Source organism: Zunongwangia endophytica (assembly GCF_030409505.1).
Classification (GTDB): Bacteria; Bacteroidota; Bacteroidia; order Flavobacteriales; family Flavobacteriaceae; genus Zunongwangia; species Zunongwangia endophytica.
The window spans coordinates 3,016,725-3,038,705 of record NZ_JAUFPZ010000002.1 but is presented as its reverse complement, the minus strand read 5'-3'; the positions used below and the strand labels follow the sequence as shown (position 1 = coordinate 3,038,705).

The following is a 21,981-nucleotide window of genomic DNA, read 5'->3' as shown; positions in this document are numbered from 1 at the left end:
TTATATATTCTGAATTATAAAACTATAGCTTACTATACTTACTTCTGAATCACTTGTGCAGCATGTTTTGCAAAGTAGGTCGCAATAAAATCTGCACCGGCTCTTTTAATAGCAGTAAGCTGTTCCATCACCACAGCATCATGATCCAGCCATCCTCTTTCTGAAGCGGCTTTAATCATCGCATACTCTCCACTTACCTGGTAAACCGAAATTGGAACATTCACATTATTCTTAATATCTCTTACAATATCTAAATAGCAAAGACCTGGTTTTACCATAACGATATCAGCACCTTCTTCAATATCCATAAGTGTTTCCTTAATCGCCTCATCTCTATTAGAAGGATCCATTTGATAGGTCTTTTTATCTTTCGGGATGTCTTTAGCGTCTACAGGAGCAGAGTCTAACGCATCTCTAAAAGGACCGTAAAATGCCGAAGCATATTTGGCGCTGTAACTCATAATCCCGGTATTGGTATATCCGTTTTCTTCCAGGATGTTTCGCATGGCCAGAATTCTGCCGTCCATCATATCACTTGGCGCCACAAAATCGGCACCGGCTACCGCGTGTGATAATGCCATTTTTGCTAAAACTTCAACAGAAGGATCATTTAATACTTGCCCTTTTTCAATAATTCCGTCGTGACCAAATTCGCTATAAGGATCCATAGCAACATCGGTCATAACGATCATTTCAGGAAGGATATCTTTAACGGTTTTTACAGCACGCTGCATCAATCCATCTGGATTAATAGCTTCTGTACCTTTATTGTCTTTTAGGTTTTCCTCAACCTTTACAAAAAGCAATACCGATTTAATTCCCAGGCTCCATAATTCCTGAACTTCCTTTTTCAATAAGTCTAAGCTGTAACGAAAGTATCCCGGCATCGAAGCAATTTCTTGCTTTACACCTTTACCTTCTACAATAAATAGCGGCGCCTGAAAGTCGTTAGGAGTTAATTGATTTTCTCGTACTAAACTTCTAATGGAATCATTAGTTCGTAATCTTCGGTTTCTTCTAAGCATAATGTAATAGTTAACGGTTTACAGTTAACGGTTTTCAGCCAACTGCTAACTTTTAATTTATTGTTGAATTTATTTTTCGGATAAGCGAAGCAAGCATTTTTTTGATCTCTACGATCGTTGCTGTCACGCCATCATATTTTTCTTGATTTATATATTTTAAATCCTTCGAGAGGAGGAGTAAGTATTCAAGTTCGTGAGCAGATCCTGAAGAGATATATAAGAATCTAATAAGCTCTTTTTGTGTTTCCCTGCCACAACCTTCAGCTATGTTTGTAGGTATAGAAACCGAAGCACGATTAATTTGGCTAACCAGATTAAATTTTTCAGATTCTGGAAAATTACGCGTAAGCGAATACATTTCAAGAACTAATTGGTGTGACTTCTGCCAAACTTTATATTTTCTATAATCTACCATCTAATCAAAGCTATTTTTTTAAATCTAGCAGCTTTTGACTGTAAGCTGTCAACCGTCAACTGTCAACCGTTCACTATTCACCAACAACTACCTAAACCCAATCTTTTGGTTTCTCGAGCACTTCAATAATTTTAGCTTCTTCGCTGCCGGGTTCTGAATGGTGATCATAAACCCATTGCACATGCGGTGGTAAACTCATTAGAATACTCTCAATTCGGCCATTGGTTTTTAGTCCGAATAGCGTTCCTTTATCATGTACGAGATTGAATTCTACGTAGCGACCGCGACGAATTTCTTGCCAGTTGCGGTGATTTTGGTCGTATTCTAGCTCTTTTCTTTTCTCGACAATTGGCACGTAAGCTTCCAGAAAACTATTACCAACTTCAGTTACAAAATTATACCAGTCGGCAATGCTGTGTTCTTCAGAATCCTTTAAGTAATCAAAAAACAATCCGCCAATACCTCGTGCTTCATTACGATGCGCGTTCCAAAAATATAGATCACACCTTTTTTTGTATTCTAGGTAAAAGTCGGGATCATGTTTGTCGCAGGCATTTTTAGAAACCTGATGAAAATGAATCGCATCTTCTTCAAAAAGATAATATGGCGTAAGATCCTGCCCGCCACCAAACCACTGGTCTAGCGTCGTTCCATCTTTATCGTACATCTCGAAATAGCGCCAATTGGCGTGTACTGTAGGAATCATCGGACTTTTTGGATGAATCACAAGACTTAAACCGCAGGCGAAAAAGTTAACATCGCCAACGCCAAAATATTCTTGCATTGCAGGATTTAAAGGGCCGTGTACCGCCGAGATATTAACGCCACCTTTTTCGAAAATAGCCCCATTTTCAATAACGCGCGTACGACCACCGCCGCCTTCTTCACGTTCCCATAAATCTTCTTTAAAAGAAGCTTTGCCGTCTATTTGCTCCAGTTTAGAAGTTATCGTGTCCTGGAGGTTTTGTATATAGTTGTAAAATTGATCTTTCATGCTATTCATTATTATAGCTTCTTGCTTCATTCATCTTTTGGGTGAGGCTAAATGAAAAGGTTTTATCTATTTGTTGAGCGGTTTGGTAAATGCGCAGCGTTTTTTTAGCAAGATCGTCTTGCTTTTCTTCGGGTTCTAAAGCGATACTTCCAAGCAGAATATCACCCAGCGCTTCGTAATGCGAAAATTCAAGATTAAGATCGGCTAAAAGCTCCATTACCTTTTCTTCAGGTAGATTCTGGATTTCATCAAGACCAATACCTAAAGCTTCTTTTAGTTTTCGATCCAGATCCAACCGAATCGCTTCCCACTCTTCAGGAACGTGTCCCATTTCCATTATAGATCGCAACATGGCGTCGATCCGTTCTTTTTCTTCGTCTCGGTAATTTTTATTCAGCATAACTTAATCTTCTATAAAAACGAGTTGATTTTTATCTAATTTTAATGCTATCGGCTCGCTAATTTTTACTGCGGAAGTCATCATGTATTGAAGTTTAGAAACCGCATTATCTTCAGGATTATTACTGAAGATCTTTCGTCCTACTTCGTTATTATGCAAATCCATAAATTGAGCAAGCTTTTTATTGGGCGCTAAGCGTTCATGTAAATCGGTAATTTTCTTAGTCCAGTTTAGCGATTTTTCAACCGAATTATTTCTTCGGAAAAGCTTTTCAGCAATAAGAAAATTCCAATAGGCATGTCTAAAAGCGTTTTCCTGTGTATCGCGATAATGTTTTTTTCCAAAAAGCCGATCGCAAGATTTTAGAGTTTCTCGAGTAGCTTTATAGATAGGAAAAATATAAGATGGTTTGGGCAAGAATAACTTCAGCAAAATAAAAATTTCTTTAAAATTAAGCTGCCGTATTCTTGCCCCAATTGCCATTATCTAGGGCGATATTCTTTAACAGCATCTACAAATGCCTGTGCATTTCTTACAGGAATGTCTGGTAAAATACCATGACCCAGATTCGCGATATAACGATCTGTACCAAACTCATCGATCATTTGGTTAACCATTTTCTTAATTTCCTGTGGGCTGGAATATAATCTTGAAGGATCAAAATTTCCTTGCAATGTTATTTGCCCGCCACTAAGATATCGTGCATTTGTTGCAGAACAAGTCCAATCTACACCTAGTGCAGCCGCACCAGATTCAGACATTTCTTTTAACGCAAACCAACAACCTTTACCGTAAGCGATCACAGGAATTTCATCCTTCAAAGCATCAATAATTTGCTGCATATATTTCCAGGAATAGATTTGATAATCTGTAGGCGATAATAAACCACCCCAAGAATCAAATAGCTGAACAGCGTCTACTCCTGCTTTTACTTTTCCTTTTAAATAAGCGATCGTGGTATCGGTAATTTTCTGAAGTAAAACATGGGCAGCATCGGGACGCTTAAAACAAAATTCTTTGGCCTTATCAAAGTTCTTAGAGCCTTGTCCTTGTACTAAATAGCATAAAATTGTCCAGGGAGAACCAGCAAAACCAATTAAAGGAACTTCATCATTTAATCGCTCTTTGGTCATTTTTATGGCATCATAAACGTAACCAAGTTCTTCGTTAACATCAGGAACGATGATGTCGTTTACATCAAGCGGACTGCGAACCGGCTTTGGTAAAAATGGTCCTACGCCCGGTTTCATTTCGATTTCTATTCCCAAGGCTTGCGGTACCACTAAAATATCGCTAAAGAGAATAGCAGCATCGGTACCAACCTGTTCGATGGGCATCACTGTAATTTCTGTAGCAAGCTCTGGCGTACGACAGCGAGTAAAGAAATCGTATTTTTCTTTTAGCTTCATAAAATCAGGTAGATATCTTCCTGCCTGGCGCATCATCCAAACTGGTGGGCGCTCTACAGATTCTCCTTTTAAAGCTTTTAAGAAAAGATCGTTTTTAATCATGTTTTTATAGTTTATCCTCTTAATTATCCCCTCTAAAAAGAGGGGAAGATTTTTATAAAATAAAAATCAGGGGTGTGTATTAATTATTTGCTTCAAAATTAATGATATAATTTTCAATGCCACGAATTACATTGGATATATCATTGATAATCATTTCGTCACTAAATCGAAGTATAGCAATCCCTAACTCATTTAATCTTTGTTCTTTTTTACATCTTTTTCCCACACCTCTGGTAATTGATGAGAATATCCATCACACTCGATGGCTAATTGTAATTTATTACAGAAAAAGTCTACGATGTAATTATCGATTGGTTTTTGTCTGTGGAAATCGTAATCATACATCCTTCTACCTTTTAACTGTTGCCAGAGTTTTATTTCTGATTTCGTAGCATTATTTCGCAATTGACGGGCTAACTCTTTTAGTTTTGGATTGTAATAAATTTTCATATTGTAATTTTTACACACCCCTCAATCCCCTCTTTTTTAGAGGGGAGGTTAATTAATTATATTTCTTAACTACCTGTACAATTACATTTTCGATACTGGGCTGGGTAGCAATTTTAATATTTTCAGTATACTTTTTTACGGCTTCTGCTGTGGTAGAACCAATACAAAATGCAATGGCGTTACCAATTTTATTTTTGCTGAAAAAACTTTCTACTCCGCTTGGACTAAAGAACAAAACACCATCAAATTCCTGCTTAAATTCAGCATAATTAAGTTTGGTTTTATAAACGGTAAATTCTTCAAAAGATACTTCTTTTTTTGAAAGCTGAATTGGAAGTTCGTCGCGGCGTTTATTTCCGCAGAAAAAAACAAAATGCTTATTTTGATGATTTTCGATAATTTTTTCAGCTAATTCTGAAGCATTATCCGCAATTTCTAAAACCTGAATGTTATTCTCTTGGAGTAGCGAAGCCGTTTTGCTGCCTACGACAAAAGCATTTGTAATACTAACTTTTTCTTTGATTGCTAAGAATGCATTTTTGCTGGTGATAATGGCGTTCTCTATACATGGTGGAGCAGTAGCAATATCTATTTTTTCAATTTTAATAGCATCGTACTCTACGAAACTCATCTTTGCACCAAGCAATAATTGCTTTTGCGAAACACTGAGTTTTTTAGTGGAAAGTACAGTTGCCATAAGGCTTAGTTTAAAACTTCCTTGATTTTTGCCATTAGCTCTGCGCCTCCATTTTCTAAAACTTCCTGAGCGCAAAGTTTCCCGAAACCTGCAACCTGATCTGCTGCGATTCTTTTTTCTACTCCAATTTTATGTTTGCCGTCCAGGCTAAAAAGAGCGCCTTTAAAATGCACAATATTATCATTATCGATTTTGGCTAATCCACCAATTGGTGCCGTACAGCCGCCTTCTAAAGTTTTTAAGAACTCTCGTTCTACGTGAACTTCAATATCGCTTTTATAATGATTTAAAGCACCAAGTGCGTTTCTTGTAAACTCATCTTCGGCTAAAGCAACGACAAGCATTGCTCCCTGCGCCGGTGCCGGGATCATCCAGTCTAGATCGATAAAATTCTCTGGTTTTATCTCGATACGCTCTAAACCGGCAGCTGCAAAAATAGCTCCGTTCCAGTCGTTATCTTCTAATTTCTGCATTCGAGTATTCACATTCCCGCGAAGATCGGTTACGTTATGTTTAGGATAACGATGTAACCATTGTGATTTTCTACGTAAACTTCCGGTAGCAATTGTACCGTCGCCATCTAGAAAATCGATGCCTTTATGAATAAGAATATCACTTGTATTTGCGCGTGTAAGCACAGCAGCTTCTACAATACCTTTTGGTAAAGCGGTGGGTACATCCTTCATAGAATGCACCGCAATATCTACTTTGCCGGTAAGCATCGCAACATCTAATGTTTTGGTGAAAATCCCTGTAATTCCCATTTCGTAAAGTGGAACATCCAGATTTAGATCTCCAGTAGATTTTACTGGAACAAGTTCGGTCTTATGGCCTAACTTTTCTAGTGCCGATTGTACAGTTTTTGCCTGCCACAAAGCCAGCTCGCTGTCTCGTGTTCCTATACGTATCACTTTATTCATCGTGCTTGTTCTTCTAACTGAAAGACTTTTTGGATAAGCTCAAGACTCTCATCGGTGGTGTTGGAGTCTTCTTTAAGATGATTGGCAAAATGCTTCATGATCTTTTGGATGATCCTGTTGCTTACAATTTCTGCCTGCTCATCATTAAAATCTTCTATTTTTTTACGCTGAAAGTCAAGCTCTGCATCTTTCATCATTCTTAGCTTTTTCTTTAGCGCTTTAATTGTAGGAGCGAATTTTCTGGTTTCTAACCATTTGCAAAATTCTGCCTGAACTTCAGTAATAATAACTTCAGCTTCAGGAATAAACTTTTTACGACGTTGTAATGTTTCGTCGGTAATTTGAGAAAGATGATCTAAATGAACCAATTTCACATTCTCCAATTCCTCTACATCTTCGGCTACATTTTTAGGAATCGAAAGATCCAAAATCAATAAATCCTTTTTACAATATAAAAGTTCTTTACTGATAGTTGGATTTTGTGCTCCTGTGGCGACAATTAGAACATCTGTGTTTCTAATTTCTGCCTGTAGATCTGCATAATCTTTAACCGTTAAACTGAATTTTCCGGCAATTTTTTCAGCCTTATCTTTCGTTCGGTTAATTAGGGTAATGTGTTTATTCTGGGTGTGTTTAATTAAATTTTCACAAGTATTTCTTCCAATTTTACCCGTTCCGAAGAGTAAAATATTTTTGTTAGAAACATCCTCGATATTTTGCAATATGTACTGAACGGAAGCAAAAGAAACAGAAGTAGCTCCTGAAGAAATCTCGGTTTCGTTTTTAATACGTTTACTTGCCTGGATTACCGCATTCACTAAACGCTCTGTAAACGCATTAGCCAATCCCACTTTTTTAGACTGTGCAAAAGCCAGTTTTATTTGACTAATAATTTCAAAATCTCCAAGAATTTGACTGTCTAAACCAGTGCCTACACGAAAAAGATGTGCAATGGCCTGTTTACTTTTATAAACATAAGCCACCTTTTCAAACTCTTCTACAGTACCGTGCGTATGTTCGCAAAGAAGTTTTATAAGTTGGAAAGGGTGTTCTGCAAATCCATAAATTTCAGTTCGATTACAAGTAGAAGTAAGTAAAACACCATCGATGCCTTCTCGCTTTGCCTGATTAAGTATCTTAGACTTCGCATCTTCAGTAAGACTAAAATGTCCTCGAATTTCGGCATCTGCTTTTTTGTAGCTTAAACCAATAGTATAAAAATGTCTTCCTTTAGAAATTGAACTTTCCATGAACTCGTTAGGGATTGCCGGGCAAAATTAAATTATTGTTAACGTAAAAAATAACGCTCAAAGTACTATTTGTGTCGCTCACAGGGATTTTGTATATTTTATCACTGTAAATTAGCCAAATAGCTTATTTTTGTAGTACTGGCAACAGGTTTAAATAGATTAGTTTAGACTGTTTCTAAATAAATAATTAGTTTTTAATATCATGGAAGAGGGAAAAAATATCGCTATAAGTTTATCTGAAGAGACAAAAGTTGAAGATGGATTTCATATCATTAAATTTCAAAATGAAACATCTGATAGTCAGATTGTTGAGCGTGAAATTGATAGTAGTTTTATACAATTTCACTTTAATGTAAAAGGAGAGAGTAAGTTTATTTTTAATGATGGTCGTTACGAATTACCTCTAGCTGAAGAGAAATCGCTATTGCTCTATAATCCGCAGCAAAATCTACCTCTAAATGTTGCGTTGGGACCTAAATCGTGGTTGGTGACATTGGTGATTTCTATTAAGAAGTTTCATGCGTTATTTTCTGAGGAAGCCGATTATATTACCTTTCTAAGTACCGATAATAAAGATAAAAAATACTATAAAGATTCGCCAATATCGCCTTCTATGGCAATTGTGCTGAATCAGGTGATGAATTTTAATTTAACACCAACCATTAAAAGTTTGTATTTTAAGGCAAAAGCTTACGAGTTGTTGAGTCTGTATTTTAATAGAGCGGAAGATGCAAATATTGAGCAATGTCCTTTTTTAAGTGATGAAGAAAATATTCTGAAAATTAGAAAAGCCAAAGACATTGTGATTTCCAGAATGGCAGAACCACCTTCGCTTCAGGAGCTGTCAGATGAGATCAATCTAAGCTTGAAGAAACTAAAAGAAGGATTTAAGCAGATCTATGGCGACTCGGTGTATAGTTTTCTTTTCGATTACAAAATGGAATATGCCCGTAAATTGTTGGACAGCGGAGAATACAATGTAAACGAGGTTGGCCTGCGAGTGGGATATAGTACTTCAAGTCATTTTATTGCAGCTTTTAAGAAAAAGTTCGGCACAACACCCAAAAAGTACGTAATGTCATTACCGGCGGCGCATTAAATCATTTTCAATTGAGAAGTATTCAGAATATAGATCGCTACTTTTTTAGAAAATAGAATATAGAACAAAGGCAGGAAGAAAGAATCAAGAAAAAGAATTTTTGAGATGCTGGAAAAAATCACCTCTAAAAATCTCTAATTTGAATTAAATCTGAAAAAACCAAAATGAAACGAATTCACTTATTATTTCTACTGTTATTTTTGGGAGGTAGCATGCTTCATGCGCAGCAAAATATCTTGATTTTTTATAAAACGGAAGGTTTTAAGCACGAATCAATTCCTACTGGAATCAAAGCTTTAAAAGAAATTGCTGAAGAAAATACCTGGGAGGTTACTGCTACCGATAATGCTGAAATATTTGTTTCAGAATTGTCAAAAATTGATGTTGTTCTATTTCTAAATACAACAGGTGATGTTTTTAACGAATCTCAGCAAAAGGATTTCAGAAATTATATTGAAGAGGGCGGAAATTTCTTCGGAATTCACGCAGCGACAGATACTGAATTCGATTGGCCTTGGTATGGAAAGTTTATAGGCGCTTATTTTGAAAGTCATCCACATATTCAGCAAGCAAAAATCAATATTGAAAAGCCAAACCATCTTACGGTATCTCATCTTCCTGAAAACTGGATTCGAACAGACGAATGGTATAATTTTAAAAATATAAATCCTGAAATCCAGATATTATTAACTTTAGACGAATCTTCTTACGAAGGCGGAAAAAATGGGAATGATCATCCTATTGCTTGGTTTCAGGAATTTGAAGGTGGCGGTAAAATGATATATACCGCTGGCGGTCACTCCAAAGAATCCTATAGCGAAGCTTATTTTCGAGAACATTTAGAACGATGCCTTAAATATTTGATCGATTAGATTATTTCTTCTTTCAGCTAACAAGTAGTTTTAGCTATTGTTTAATAAAAAAGTATAATACTTCTTTACAGGCGAACAAATTTATAGGCTTAACTTTGTAGTGCAAAATGATATAGAAATGAGCAAAGGTGTACTTCTTGTAAACTTAGGATCTCCCGATAGTACAGATCCAAAAGACGTAAAAAAATATTTAGGTGAATTTTTAATGGATGGTCGGGTAATCGATCTGCCTTATTTTTTCCGTGCTTTATTGGTTAAAGGAATTATCCTGAATACCAGACCTAAAAAGTCGGCAGCGGCTTATCAAAAAATTTGGTGGGAAGAAGGTTCTCCTTTAATTGTTCTTTCTGAAAGGTTACAGAAAAAAGTAGACGATCAAACTGCGGTACCAATAGCTTTGGCGATGCGCTACGGCACACCAAATATTTATGATGGTTTAAAAGAATTGAAAGAGCAGGGCGTAGACGAGGTTTTACTTTTTCCGCTATACCCACAATTTGCGATGGCCACTACAGAAACTATTATAGTTTTAGCTGAAGAATTGCGCCAGAAACATTTCCCGGAAATGCAATTTACTTCTGTTCCCGCTTTTTATAATCACCCAGATTATGTGCGTGTTTTAGCGAATAGTATTCAAGAAAAACTGAACGGTTTAGACATCGAGCATTTATTATTCTCATATCACGGTGTTCCAGAACGTCACATCCGTAAAAGTGATATTACAAATTCACATTGTAAAATTGATGGAAGTTGTTGTCAAACAGCATCTTCAGCACATCAATTCTGTTATCGCCACCAATGTTATGAAACCACAAGGTTGGTAGCAGAATATCTTCAGCTTAAAAAAGATTCTTATAGTGTTAGTTTTCAATCTCGATTAGGATTTGATCCATGGTTAAAACCGTACACCGATCGTACGATCGAGCGTTTCGGAAAACAAGGAATTAAAAAAATGGCGGTAGTAACTCCGGCTTTCGTTTCCGATTGTTTAGAAACATTGGAAGAAATAGCCATGGAAGGAGAAGAGATTTTCCACGAAGTTGGCGGAAAAGAATTTACTGTTATACCATGTTTAAACGATCGCGAAGACTGGGTGAAAATGTTATCTCGTTGGGTAGACGAATGGGCGCACCAAAAACCGGTTGAGGCATAATGGCGAAAGTAAGCTCAGAGGCGCTAGGAAATGAGTCTATAGGAAAACTTTTAATTAGGCAGGCGGCACCGGCATCGATAGGGATTCTGGTGATGTCTCTCAATATCTTAGTAGATACCATCTTTGTAGGAAACTGGATTGGTTCTACTGCCATTGCTGCCATCAATGTAGTGTTGCCTATATCCTTTTTTATAGCCGCTTTAGGGATGTCTATCGGTATTGGTGGATCTTCTATTATCTCTCGAGCACTTGGAGCTAATAACGATAAAAAAGCACTAAAAACTTTCGGAAATCAGATCACACTTACACTATTGCTTTGTGTGAGTTTGGTCATTTTAGGCCTTGTTTTTATTAATGAGCTTATTCCGGCTTTTGGCGGTAAGGGCGATATTTTTGAACCGGCTAAAATTTATTATCGTGTTGTGTTATATGGGGTTCCAATCCTCGCGTTAAACATGATGGGTAATAACGTGATTAGAGCTGAAGGAAAACCAACCTTTGCCATGGTTTCCATGATTATTCCTTCTGTAGGGAATATTATAGGAGATTATCTGCTTATCAACGTGATGGATTTGGGAATGTATGGTGCCGCATGGGCAACAACAGGATCATATTTTGTCTGTTTTCTATACGTATTGTGGTTTTTTACATTCTCCGGAAAATCAGAATTAAAAATTGATTTTAGCCATTTTAGGCTGCATTTACCCATTATTAAAGAAATTGGATCTTTAGGATTTGTCACCTTAGCGCGACAAGCGGTAGTGAGTATTATTTATTTATTGATGAATAATATCCTTTTTGATCTTGCTGGTGAAGATGGTGTCGCCGTTTATGCAATTATTGGCCGAATGCTAATGTTTGCGCTATTTCCTGTACTGGGAATTACACAAGGATTTTTACCTATCGCCGGCTATAATTATGGCGCAGAAAAATATCAGCGGGTAAGAAGCGCTATCAACAAAGCGATCTTATATGCTTGTTTAATGGGGGTGGTAATTTTTGGGCTAATCATGGAATTTTCGAGAGAGATTGCCATGGTCTTTACCCAAAATGAAGGAATTATCGAAAGAACACCTTCGGCTATGCGTTGGGTATTTGCTGCAACCCCGATTGTTGCCTTGCAATTAATTGGCGCTGCTTATTTTCAGGCGATAGGAAAAGCTGTTCCGGCGCTATTGCTTACCTTATCTAGACAAGGCTTCTTCTTTATTCCATTAGTGCTTATTTTGCCAAAATATTATGGTGAATTAGGAGTTTGGATTAGTTTCCCAATAGCCGATTTACTTTCTACTATAGTCACCGGTTATTTTCTAAATCGTGAAATAAAAAAGAACTTGAATCTCACAGAGAAATGACAATAATCGTAGTTTTAGTAGTATCCTTCGCTTTAATACTTGGAGCAGTTTGGGGTATTTATGGTAATTTATCTGATAAGCTAGAAGGTTTCCTAGTTGCTTTGGCAGGTGGAGCATTAATTGTTTCAGCAATCATAGAACTTATCGATCCAGCCACCAAAGAAGCTTCTTTAGCTTTGGCATTGGCATTTGTTTTTGCTGGCGCATCTGTATTCGTATTTTTAGATTATTTGGTTAAGAAAAAATGGGGAGCTAACGGTGGTGGAGGTCTGCTTGCTGCAATTACTTTAGATGGTATCCCAGAGAATCTAGCCCTAGGAGTGGCGCTTATTGGTGCGGGTCCCATGCAGGTCGCCGCCCTTGCAGGATCAATTTTTCTATCTAATTTGCCAGAAGCTGCTGGCGGTGCCAAAGGAATGGTAGAAAATGGAAGGTCAACAAAAAGTGTTCTAATCTTATGGGCAGGAACTGCTTTTATTTTGGCGCTTGCGGCCATTCTTGGAAATTATTTTTTGGCAGATGTATCAAATGATATTCTTTCGTATATAAGGTGCTTTGCAGGCGGTGCTGTTGTGGCAAGTTTAGCTACAGAGGTTTTTCCAAAAGCTTTTAAAAAGGACGATTATTTTGCTGGGCTTGCAACAGCCTTAGGGTTAATTCTTGCATTTTTATTAAATAGCCTTAAGAAATAATCTGTTTTCAACTTACTCTTTTTACTTTTGAAAAATAAAATAAAAAAACGCTAATTGGAATATTATAATTATATAAAATCGCTTCATCTTATTTTTGTGATCACCTGGTTTGCAGGTCTTTTTTATATTCCGCGTTTATTTATTTATCAAATCGAAGCTTTCGACAAACCTGAACCAGATAAGTCGATTTTAGGAAACCAGCTAAAGTTAATGGCTAAGCGTTTGTGGTTTATTATTACCTGGCCATCTGCTGTTTTGGCGACTTTGTTTGCTGTGATTCTGTTAATTATGCAGCCGGTTTGGTTGCAGCAAGGTTGGATGCATGTAAAACTTGGGTTTGTTATTTTATTAATAGCCTATCATTTAAAAACGCATCATATTTTTAAACAACTTCAGGTAGATAAAGTAAAATATACATCCTCGCAAATGCGCCTTTGGAATGAAGGAGCTACAGTTATCCTTTTTTCAGTAATATTTCTAGTGATTGTTCGTAGTGCGCTTAATTGGATTTTTGGCGTGCTGGGGATATTTGCACTCGGTATATTATTGATGCTGGGAATTAAATTGTACAAAAAGATCAGATCTAAAAACCCCGATGCTTAATTGGTGTGATAATTGATTCTTCAGTAAAAAATTATTGCGATTAGGATTAGCGATTATTATCCCAATGATTTTAACTAATTTGCAGTAACGGGAAGTTTATGAAGCTTTTAAAATTATCCTTACGTACTCGTATTTTTATCTCCATGATTCTTTTGGTGCTGGGAGCTTCTATTTTGATAGCCGGGGTTACGGTATATCAATATAAAGAAGAAGCCGAAGATTATCACCGCGAGCGTTTAGAACGAAAAGAGCAGGCCATTAGAGAGAATATTAATTTTGTGTTGGCAAGTACCACTTATGTGGTCGATACTGAAAACATTTCTCCTATTTTTAAGCAGAACCAGAAGATTTACGAAATGTCTCAGGTTCACGAAATGCAGATTAATATTTACGATCTTGAAGGGAAATTATTAATAAGCTCAAAAGAAAATTTTTTTAAGGATACCACAGATTATACAATTTCCGCCCCTATTCTTAAAAAGCTTGAAGCTTCTTCTAACAGACGTTATTTATTAAAAGGGGAATCCGATGGCGAGAAGTTTCAGTCATCTTACACCTATATTACCGATCAAAAGTTTAAACCTTTAGCGATACTTTATCTTCCGTACCTTCAGGATGATAGTGTGCTTAATCGTGATTTAAATGATTTTTTAATGCGCTTGGGCGAGGTGTATCTTTTTATGCTGGCGATCGCGATAATCATGTCTTATTTTCTTTCAAAATATATTACAAAGTCGCTTAAGATTATTTCAGAAAAAATTAATCAGACTCGTCTGGATAAGAGAAACCAAAAAATCGAACTGAGCAATGCTTCCGAAGAGATTTATGCGCTTATTTCAGCTTACAATAGTATGATCGACGAGCTCGAAGAAAGTGCGGTGAAGCTGGCGACTAACGAGAGAGAACAAGCCTGGCGAGAAATGGCCAAACAGGTAGCACACGAAATTAAAAATCCGCTTACACCAATGCGATTAAGTGTGCAAAGTTTTGAACGTAGATTTGATAAAGATGATTCTGAAATCGAGCATAAGGTAAATGAGTTTTGCGACACCTTGATAAATCAGATCGATACGATGAGTTCGATTGCTTCAGCCTTTTCCAATTTTGCTAAAATGCCGGCGCAGCAAAACGAGACACTCAATGTGCCTAAAATCACCAAATTAGCGCTGGATATTTTTAATGAAAACTATATTGTATTTCATTCAGAAAAAGAAGAAATCCTTGCGAAGTTCGATCGTACGCAGCTTATTAGAGTGATTACCAATTTGGTTAAAAATGCCATCCAGGCGATGGATGATGTTAGCGATCCAAAAATTGTTGTGGATATCCAGGAAGAGGAAAAAACGGTGTGTATAAGTATTTCTGATAATGGCCACGGAATTACAGAAGAAAATCGCGAAAAGATCTTCGAGCCTAAATTCACCACAAAATCTAGCGGTATGGGTCTGGGCTTGGCAATGGTTAAAAATATCGTAGAAACTTATAAGGGAACTATAAATTTCATCTCAAAACCAGGGAAAGGTACTATCTTCAAAGTTCGTTTTCCTAAGTAACTATCACTGTTCCTTTGGAAGATGAGATTAAAATTTTAACTTTAAGAAAAAACGAAAACGATGAGTTATCAAAATATTTTAGTTGAAGAAGGAGATGCGATTTTATACATCACGATAGATAGACCCTCTAAACTGAACGCTTTAAATAAAGATACCATTCAAGAACTTCACGAGGCTTTTGTTGAGGCTGAAGAAGATGAAGATATCAAAATAATTATTCTTACCGGAAGTGGGGAAAAAGCTTTTGTTGCTGGTGCAGATATTAGTGAGTTTGCTGATTTTTCTCCGGAAGAAGGTAAAAAGCTTGCGGCTGAAGGCCAGGCAAAATTGTTTGATTTAGTGGCTAATTTTCCGAAACCTGTAATCGCAGCGATTAATGGATTTGCGTTAGGTGGCGGATTAGAATTGGCAATGGCAGCACATTTTAGAACGGCTTCAGAAAATGCAAAAATGGGATTACCAGAAGTTTCTCTTGGCGTGATTCCTGGATATGGAGGAACGCAGCGCTTATCTCAAATAGTAGGGAAAGGTCGTGCAATGGAAATGATTATGACTGCCGGAATGATCGATGCCAATCAGGCTCTACGATATAATTTAGTGAATCATGTAACTCCGCAAGGCGAGCTTATAGAATTTACGGAAAAGTTGGCTTCTAAAATTATGAATAACTCGATGGTCGCTATCGAAGGCGCCATTAAAGCTATAAATGCCAGCTGCGAAAAAGGCGTAAATGGATTTGAGATTGAAATTAACGAATTTGGAAATGCATTTGGAACCGAAGATTTTAAAGAGGGAACTTCAGCCTTTTTGAACAAACGGAAAGCCGATTTTCCTGGGAAATAAAGAGATTTTCTAATAGTTATAAACTAAAAGTCCGCATTTAATATGCGGACTTTTAGTTTTTTAGGGTTTTAGATTCAAAATCATTCCAAAACTCAGGATCATAATCTATACGGTTTAAAAGCGTTTGCTCTTCCTTTCCAAAATATTCATAATTTATTTCCTCTACATCCTCAAATTCATAATCGTATAGATAAGATTCGATTTCAAACACGTTACTTACTTTCTTTCCGTTGTTATATTCTCCTTCCTTATAATTACGTCTAAGATATTTGGATGGGTAATGTTTACCATTATAGATTTTATTATAATAAGCTATATTTTCTTCTTTTATAATGAGGCTTTTTTCATCTTGGTGATCTCTCCTATAAGAATAGTGCTTTTCAACTTCTTTTTCATCTAAATGGGTTTCCCAGTTTTCCACCACCTTGATTATGGCAAAACTAGCTTTATCGATATAAACTTTGCCGGAATAGGCGGTAGGATAGCCTCTATTGGTGTAATTCCATTTATTTCGGCTGGTTCTGAATGCAATAATATAATTGCCTTTATCCTCCGCTAATCCTGAGCTTACAAACTCTAAATCGAACTTTTTATATTTTCGTTTATGCAAAATGTTAGCATAACGAATAGGATCTTCTCGAAAACTGAAAAATTGCCATGTATTTTTATAAACATTTTTAGCTAAATTTTTATTCCATCGTATTTGTTCTACTCGTTTAGTAGTTCGGTTTTCAGATTTGAAACCATTGTCGTGATTCGCTGTAATCAGGTCTACATCAATAAAAGTAGTGTCTTTGGCATTCAGTATAATATGGCTATAGCGTTGATAATTAAAGTCCTCTTTTGTATGATTTTTATACTTTGCTTTAACTGCTTTTTTTAATACAGAAATTGGAGTTAAATGAGCTGAAATGACAACTTCAGCTAAACTCTCAAAGCTAGGCTCAAGTTGTATTTCCTTTTGTAATTCTTCTAAAGCAATAATTTTACTTTTATAACCCATTGAAGAAATTTCAACAGAAGATTCTTTAAACATTCTTTCGTTTACGCTAAGCTCAAAATGACCATTCTCATCGGCAACTCTATAAATTTGCTCCTCCTTCATAATCAAGTTTGCAAAAGCTACCGCTTCGTTATTTGTAGCGTCTATAAGTTTTCCTTTTAATGTGATGATTTTACCAGACTTTTCTTTTTCAGCCTTAGGCGAAGCAATTTTACTTTCTGTTATAGTATCTTCTTTAGCCTTAGTTATTGCTTTACTTTCGCTTTTAGGTAAGGTTGCCTGTTTCAAGAATATATAGCCATCATGAAATTCATTTAATCGAAGCTCATAAAAATTTATAAAACTTAATAACCGAGAATCGTAAGATTTATCCATTGCTTTTTGATGAGCATCTATAAACAAATAATCCGCTTGTTTTTTACGAAGTATATCCTCAAAAGAGCCAGTTTTTATAGGTGTTTTTTCCCATTTCCTTCTTCCATCATCATATAGAGAGTCGTTAGCATGAATTGTTGCTAGACTGTAAACGTTGTCTCGAAGTTTTTCCTTGATATAAGTTCCTGCGGAAATAAACCCTCCTATTATTGGTTCATTTATGGAAGAATTATCTAGCATGATATGAATATTATCTGCCCAAACTATAATTTTCTCCTTTGGATTTCTTTCAACATAAGAAATTAGGTTGTCTGCCATTTGAGCATCCCTGAAATTATGTTGTTTATTTATGAAATCTTCGGAAAGAATGGGCTTCGAATTTTCATAAACGTCGTTTGCGGAAGCTAATAGACTTTTAGTGAATTGCACCCAATAATAGTTAGTTTCAGTGTTTGTTCGTTTTTCAATTTGCCGAATTATAGATTCAATTTCTCTTTTAAACTGACTAAAATTTAGGTCTGAATCATCGAAAGTTGAATTTTCTAAAATCCCTTCAATTATAATTCCTAAATCATTTTCATCGAGTTTTAAACGTAGATTATTTTCTTCAATGAAATCAAAAAAATCGTCAGTGAAATTTGAGGTGTTCATGACCTGAGAATCAACTCCGATAACTTTAAGGTCATTCGTTTCAATATAATTTACCAGGCGCTGGAATTCTTCATTATTTCCCCAAACTCCCCATATGGCCTTGTTAAACTTATAGGGTTCAAATCCCGTTTGGTTCATTTTCCAGATATCATAAATTGGAGATTCCATAGCAATGGTATTATAGCCTAATTCCTGATGCAGGTATTCAATAATTCGAATTTTCATTTCGAAGATACTCGCATACATATGGGTTTGTTCCCCCAGCATGACGATATTTTTATCTTGAAGCTTTTCTTTTAGAAAATCTAAATTATCATATGTATTACTTCCGGGCGCTAAAAGCGGAATTGTTTTTAATTGCTGAGCATTTATGATAAATGATAGCATTAAAAGGGCTAAAGTGAATATTCTGGTCATTTAATATGATTAATGATAGTTTCTATTTATTAAGACGCAAGAATGTCTTAAATGGTTGCCTGACTCTAAAATTTAGTAAATATACCTCTCAACGCTTAGGTGTATATATTTATTTTACATTTGATTATTAGTATTATTTCCTTAAATAAGGAAAAATTCCATATTTTTGAAAAATGTCGAATGCACAAGATTACATAAAAGGAAGAGGAGCACAGCGTAATGTTTCCAATCGGTTTGATGCAAATAGTCATGAATTTAGAGATGATTTTTTAAATTACTGCGCTGCGGAAGGGGATGATTTTGAGGAACGCAAGACTACCACGATCGATACTTTTGCAAAAACGATTGTGAATAAAGTTGTAAGTCCAGATGTTGGGATGGAATATTCTTTAAATCCTTATCAGGGTTGCGAACATGGCTGTATTTACTGTTATGCTCGAAATTCTCACGAATACTGGGGATACAGCGCAGGCTTAGATTTTGAACAGAAAATTCTAGTAAAAAGAAACGCTGTTGAATTGCTCGAAAAGAAACTACGAAGCAAAAGCTGGGATGCGGTGCCTATTGTGCTATCCGGAAATACCGACTGTTACCAACCAATAGAAAAGCAACTACAAATAACAAGAAAGTTATTACAGACGTTTTTAAAATATCGTCACCCGGTTGCGATCATCACTAAAAATGCGTTAGTGCAACGCGATTTAGATATTCTAAAAGAATTGGCGCAGGACAATCTAATTACTGTAAATCTTTCGATCACCTCGCTGTCTGAAGAAACTAGAAGAATCCTGGAACCAAGAACAGCCAGTATTAAAAAACGCTTGGAAACTATAGAAAAACTTGCTGAAGCAAATATCCCCGTAAGTGTAATGATGGCACCAATTATTCCGTCGATTAATAGTCATGAGATTATGCCTTTAGTTAAAGAAATAGCCAATCGAGGAGCGCTAAGTGTAGGGTATACTATTGTTCGCTTGAACGGTGCTATTGGTGGAATTTTTACCGATTGGATCAAAAAAACTATGCCTGATAGAGCAGAAAAAGTATTAAACCAAATTGAAAATATACACGGCGGAAGTTTAAATGACAGCCGTTTTGGAACCAGGATGAAAGGAGAAGGCGAATTTGCCAATCAGGTAAAACAACAATTTAAAATTGCTAGAAAACTGTATCTAAAAAATAGAGAAAGAAAGCCGTTAAATTGTGACTTACATGAGCAATACAAAGATGGGCAGATGAAGTTGTTTTAATAATAGGCTGAAAATATTATAGTTGGAGTTTCGTTATTTAAAGGAAAGCTTTTTCATTAAGACTTAAATCATCAATCAAAAATTATGAAACTCAATTCCTTTGGCGAAGAATTGCTGAAATATGTAGTTCTGTTTTTCTTTATTTACTCGGTCCTTTATATTTTCCCGTTTCCGCTAAACTCATTTACTCCTCTATACTTTTTTGAAAGAATATTTGATCGAAATACATGGCATGTTATAGTTCCTTGGTTCTCTGAGACTTTTCTGAATAACTCAGATGCTCTTCATGTTCAAAACACAGGGAGTGGAGATACTTTATACGACTTTGTGAGATGTTTATTGATAGGGATTTTAGTTTTATGCTTTGCACAGTAATTTTCTTACTGTTCCGAAGAAAAATGAATTCAAAGAAACTCATTTATATAGGAGGACAATATGTTCGTTATTACCTAATATTTGTATTAATCACTTACGGAATTATTAAAGTCTTTAAGCTTCAGTTTTGGGAGCCATATTTAATAAGGCTTGTAACTCCTTTTGGTGAAATGTCACCAATGGGGCTGGCCTGGAGTTATATGGGTTTTTCTAAAACCTATACCATATTTGCAGGCTGGTCTGAAACTATTGCTGCTACTCTGCTAATATTCAAACGAACTAGAACATTAGGGGCCGTTTTGAGTTTTGGAGTGATGCTAAATGTTTTTATGATGAATATCTCTTATGATATTCCCGTAAAATTATTTTCCCTGCATTTATGTATTTTTTCAGCCTTTTTGATTTTGATCGACGGCAAAAGATTATTAAATGTTTTTATCCTTAATCGTGATGTATCTAAATTCGAATACGTAAAACCATTTTCAGAAAAATGGAAAAATTATACCATTCAAATTGCCAAGTTTTCATTCTTAATTTTATTTGTTGTTTTAAAACTGATTTCTACAATACGTAGACAAGATACTTATGGTGACCTTGGTCCTAAGCACGAGTTATACGGAATTTATGAGCTAAATGAATTTCAGCTGAATCATAAGAAAAGATCGGTACTATTAGATGATAGTTTACAATTTAAGCGACTTATTTTTGATCAGCCAGAGCTTTTGTATCTTCAAAAAATGAACGATGAAGGTTTTTATTACGTTGCTGAAATAGATACCGTTGACCAAAAGATCTATTTAAAGGAACGTGATTCTAGTAAAGTTGGGTTTTTTGATTATAAAATGAAACCCGAATCGAATGTTTATGAGTTCGAAGGTATTTTTAAAGGTGATAGTATCTATTTTAAAACCGAAAGAAAAGGACGTGAAGATTTCTTACTGAACAATAGAGGTTTCCATTGGATCTCTAAATATCCATTTAATCGATAAATTTATATTTTTCCAAAATTGTAGTTTTTTCAAATAGATTTTTATTGTTCTTGATATGTTGAAGTTTTAAATTTTAGCAGGAATTTAGCGAATTACGGTTTTAGGATTTTTAATTTTAGATTGGTTAGAATTGAGATGTTAGAATTTAGAAAAGAGACAAGATAATTTGAAAATGTGACTAAATTATTTTGAATTCTAATTGCTCAATTTGAATGAGCCAATAGCTGATAGCTGAAGGCTGAACGCTCAACCGAAAACCTTAAATCTTAAACCAAAGCACAATGCCAGAATTACCAGAAGTTTCTTACCAGAAAAAATATGCAGATGCTACGATTTTGCATAAAAAGATTGTAGAGGTAGAAACCGGCGATAAAAAGATCTATCAGTCGCCAAAGACAGATTTTGAGAAAGCATTAAAAAATAACGAATTTGAGTCTACCGATCGATTGGGGAAATATTTATTTCTGAAATTAAAGAATGGCGGTGGTTTGGTAATGCATTTTGGGATGACAGGCAAACTCGATTTTTACCAGCATGACGATACTCCAAAATATACACAATTGAAGCTGATTTTTGAAGATCATTCGAAGCTCGCTTTTACCTGTCCGCGTAAATTTGCAAAACTGTATTTAGCCGAAAGTCTGGAAGAATTTCAAAAAACTCATAAGCTAGGAAACGATGCCTTGAATTTAAAAGAATCTGAATTTTTGGAACTTACAGAGGGCCGCTCCGGAACGATAAAAGGCTTATTGATGAATCAGAGTATAATTGCCGGTATTGGGAATATGTATGCCGATGAGGTTTTATTTCAAACTAAAATTCATCCCAAAACCAAAGTTAATACCCTTAGCCAAAAACAACTAACATCAATTTTTAAAAGTATAATTGAAATTTTAGAACTTGTAAAAGAAGTTAGGATAGAAGGAAAACGAGTTCCGGAATCTTATATTACTTCCATCCGGAAAGAAGGAGAAGGTGCCGATTGCCCACGTAATAATGGAAAAATTGCACAAACCAAAGTTTCAGGAAGAACAACCTATTACTGTCCCGTTTGTCAAAAAGAGACAGTTTAGTTTTTATAATTGTCTA

General features: G+C 35.7%; 22 protein-coding genes. 11 read left to right on the top strand and 11 right to left on the bottom strand.

Features of this window, described 5'->3' with window-relative positions; translation table 11 throughout:
* Positions 1-38 precede the first annotated feature (38 nt).
* The 10 genes from hemB to hemA all read right to left on the bottom strand — a co-directional run bounded on the left by hemB (position 39) and on the right by hemA (position 7,662).
* A complete protein-coding gene (gene hemB / locus QWY91_RS13255; RefSeq protein WP_290235850.1) occupies positions 39-1,025 on the bottom strand; it encodes a porphobilinogen synthase in 987 nt (328 codons plus the stop codon).
* A 52-nt stretch (positions 1,026-1,077) separates the two neighbouring features.
* Complete coding sequence (locus tag QWY91_RS13250; protein WP_290235849.1) at positions 1,078-1,440, bottom strand: four helix bundle protein; 363 nt, start codon at positions 1,438-1,440, stop codon at positions 1,078-1,080.
* Positions 1,441-1,531: 91 nt separating this feature from the next.
* Complete coding sequence (hemF, locus tag QWY91_RS13245; RefSeq protein ID WP_290235848.1) at positions 1,532-2,434, bottom strand: oxygen-dependent coproporphyrinogen oxidase; 903 nt, start codon at positions 2,432-2,434, stop codon at positions 1,532-1,534.
* Between the two features lies 1 nt (position 2,435).
* On the bottom strand, positions 2,436-2,834 hold the full coding sequence (locus tag QWY91_RS13240; RefSeq protein WP_290235847.1) for a hypothetical protein: 399 nt from the start codon (positions 2,832-2,834) through the stop codon (positions 2,436-2,438).
* A 3-nt stretch (positions 2,835-2,837) separates the two neighbouring features.
* Positions 2,838-3,266, bottom strand: a complete 429-nt coding sequence (locus tag QWY91_RS13235) for a DUF6973 domain-containing protein (protein ID WP_290235845.1) — start codon at positions 3,264-3,266, stop codon at positions 2,838-2,840.
* A 50-nt stretch (positions 3,267-3,316) separates the two neighbouring features.
* The gene (hemE, locus tag QWY91_RS13230; protein WP_290235843.1) at positions 3,317-4,345 is read right to left on the bottom strand and encodes a uroporphyrinogen decarboxylase; all 1,029 of its coding nucleotides are present in this window, start codon (positions 4,343-4,345) and stop codon (positions 3,317-3,319) included.
* A gap of 192 nt (positions 4,346-4,537) precedes the next feature.
* Positions 4,538-4,795 carry an endonuclease domain-containing protein gene (locus QWY91_RS13225; protein ID WP_290235840.1) on the bottom strand — a complete coding sequence of 86 codons (258 nt, stop codon included), beginning with the start codon at positions 4,793-4,795 and terminating at the stop codon, positions 4,538-4,540.
* A gap of 52 nt (positions 4,796-4,847) precedes the next feature.
* Positions 4,848-5,492 carry a uroporphyrinogen-III synthase gene (locus tag QWY91_RS13220; protein WP_290235839.1) on the bottom strand — a complete coding sequence of 215 codons (645 nt, stop codon included), beginning with the start codon at positions 5,490-5,492 and terminating at the stop codon, positions 4,848-4,850.
* 5 nt (positions 5,493-5,497) lie between these two features.
* Positions 5,498-6,412, bottom strand: coding sequence for a hydroxymethylbilane synthase (gene hemC / locus QWY91_RS13215; RefSeq protein ID WP_290235838.1), 915 nt, complete (start codon positions 6,410-6,412; stop codon positions 5,498-5,500).
* Positions 6,409-7,662, bottom strand: a complete 1,254-nt coding sequence (gene hemA, locus QWY91_RS13210) for a glutamyl-tRNA reductase (protein WP_290235837.1) — start codon at positions 7,660-7,662, stop codon at positions 6,409-6,411. Before hemA ends, hemC begins: the two co-directional genes overlap by 4 nt.
* Positions 7,663-7,864: 202 nt before the next feature.
* Here hemA and QWY91_RS13205 point away from each other — a divergent pair, with 202 nt between their 5' ends.
* The 8 genes from QWY91_RS13205 (at position 7,865) to QWY91_RS13170 (ending at position 15,832) form a co-directional block, all read left to right on the top strand.
* The gene (locus tag QWY91_RS13205) at positions 7,865-8,761 is read left to right on the top strand and encodes an AraC family transcriptional regulator (protein WP_290235836.1); all 897 of its coding nucleotides are present in this window, start codon (positions 7,865-7,867) and stop codon (positions 8,759-8,761) included.
* Between the two features lie 164 nt (positions 8,762-8,925).
* Positions 8,926-9,633: a ThuA domain-containing protein gene (locus QWY91_RS13200; protein WP_290235835.1), complete on the top strand. Its 708-nt coding sequence runs from the start codon at positions 8,926-8,928 to the stop codon at positions 9,631-9,633.
* Between the two features lie 118 nt (positions 9,634-9,751).
* Positions 9,752-10,786, top strand: coding sequence for a ferrochelatase (hemH, locus tag QWY91_RS13195; protein WP_290235833.1), 1,035 nt, complete (start codon positions 9,752-9,754; stop codon positions 10,784-10,786).
* A complete protein-coding gene (locus QWY91_RS13190; RefSeq protein WP_290235831.1) occupies positions 10,786-12,141 on the top strand; it encodes an MATE family efflux transporter in 1,356 nt (451 codons plus the stop codon). Before hemH ends, QWY91_RS13190 begins: the two co-directional genes overlap by 1 nt.
* Positions 12,138-12,833: a ZIP family metal transporter gene (locus QWY91_RS13185; RefSeq protein WP_290235829.1), complete on the top strand. Its 696-nt coding sequence runs from the start codon at positions 12,138-12,140 to the stop codon at positions 12,831-12,833. The genes QWY91_RS13190 and QWY91_RS13185 overlap by 4 nt, the downstream gene beginning before the upstream one ends.
* Positions 12,834-12,887: 54 nt before the next feature.
* Positions 12,888-13,436 (top strand): CopD family protein, encoded by a 549-nt coding sequence (locus QWY91_RS13180; RefSeq protein WP_290235827.1) that lies wholly within the window; start codon positions 12,888-12,890, stop codon positions 13,434-13,436.
* 98 nt (positions 13,437-13,534) lie between these two features.
* Positions 13,535-14,989 carry a sensor histidine kinase gene (locus QWY91_RS13175; RefSeq protein ID WP_290235825.1) on the top strand — a complete coding sequence of 485 codons (1,455 nt, stop codon included), beginning with the start codon at positions 13,535-13,537 and terminating at the stop codon, positions 14,987-14,989.
* 60 nt (positions 14,990-15,049) lie between these two features.
* Entirely contained in the window at positions 15,050-15,832 is a 783-nt protein-coding gene (locus tag QWY91_RS13170) for an enoyl-CoA hydratase/isomerase family protein (RefSeq protein WP_290235823.1), read from the top strand.
* A 52-nt stretch (positions 15,833-15,884) separates the two neighbouring features.
* Here QWY91_RS13170 and QWY91_RS13165 read toward each other — a convergent pair whose 3' ends face one another.
* On the bottom strand, positions 15,885-18,278 hold the full coding sequence (locus QWY91_RS13165; protein WP_290235821.1) for an erythromycin esterase family protein: 2,394 nt from the start codon (positions 18,276-18,278) through the stop codon (positions 15,885-15,887).
* Between the two features lie 173 nt (positions 18,279-18,451).
* On the opposite strand from QWY91_RS13165, the gene QWY91_RS13160 reads away from it, so the two are divergent.
* The 3 genes from QWY91_RS13160 to QWY91_RS13150 all read left to right on the top strand — a co-directional run bounded on the left by QWY91_RS13160 (position 18,452) and on the right by QWY91_RS13150 (position 21,965).
* Positions 18,452-19,528, top strand: a complete 1,077-nt coding sequence (locus QWY91_RS13160) for a PA0069 family radical SAM protein (protein WP_290235819.1) — start codon at positions 18,452-18,454, stop codon at positions 19,526-19,528.
* 398 nt (positions 19,529-19,926) lie between these two features.
* The gene (locus QWY91_RS13155) at positions 19,927-20,892 is read left to right on the top strand and encodes a hypothetical protein (protein WP_290235817.1); all 966 of its coding nucleotides are present in this window, start codon (positions 19,927-19,929) and stop codon (positions 20,890-20,892) included.
* A gap of 281 nt (positions 20,893-21,173) precedes the next feature.
* Complete coding sequence (locus tag QWY91_RS13150) at positions 21,174-21,965, top strand: Fpg/Nei family DNA glycosylase (protein WP_290235815.1); 792 nt, start codon at positions 21,174-21,176, stop codon at positions 21,963-21,965.
* The last annotated feature ends 16 nt before the right edge of the window (positions 21,966-21,981 follow it).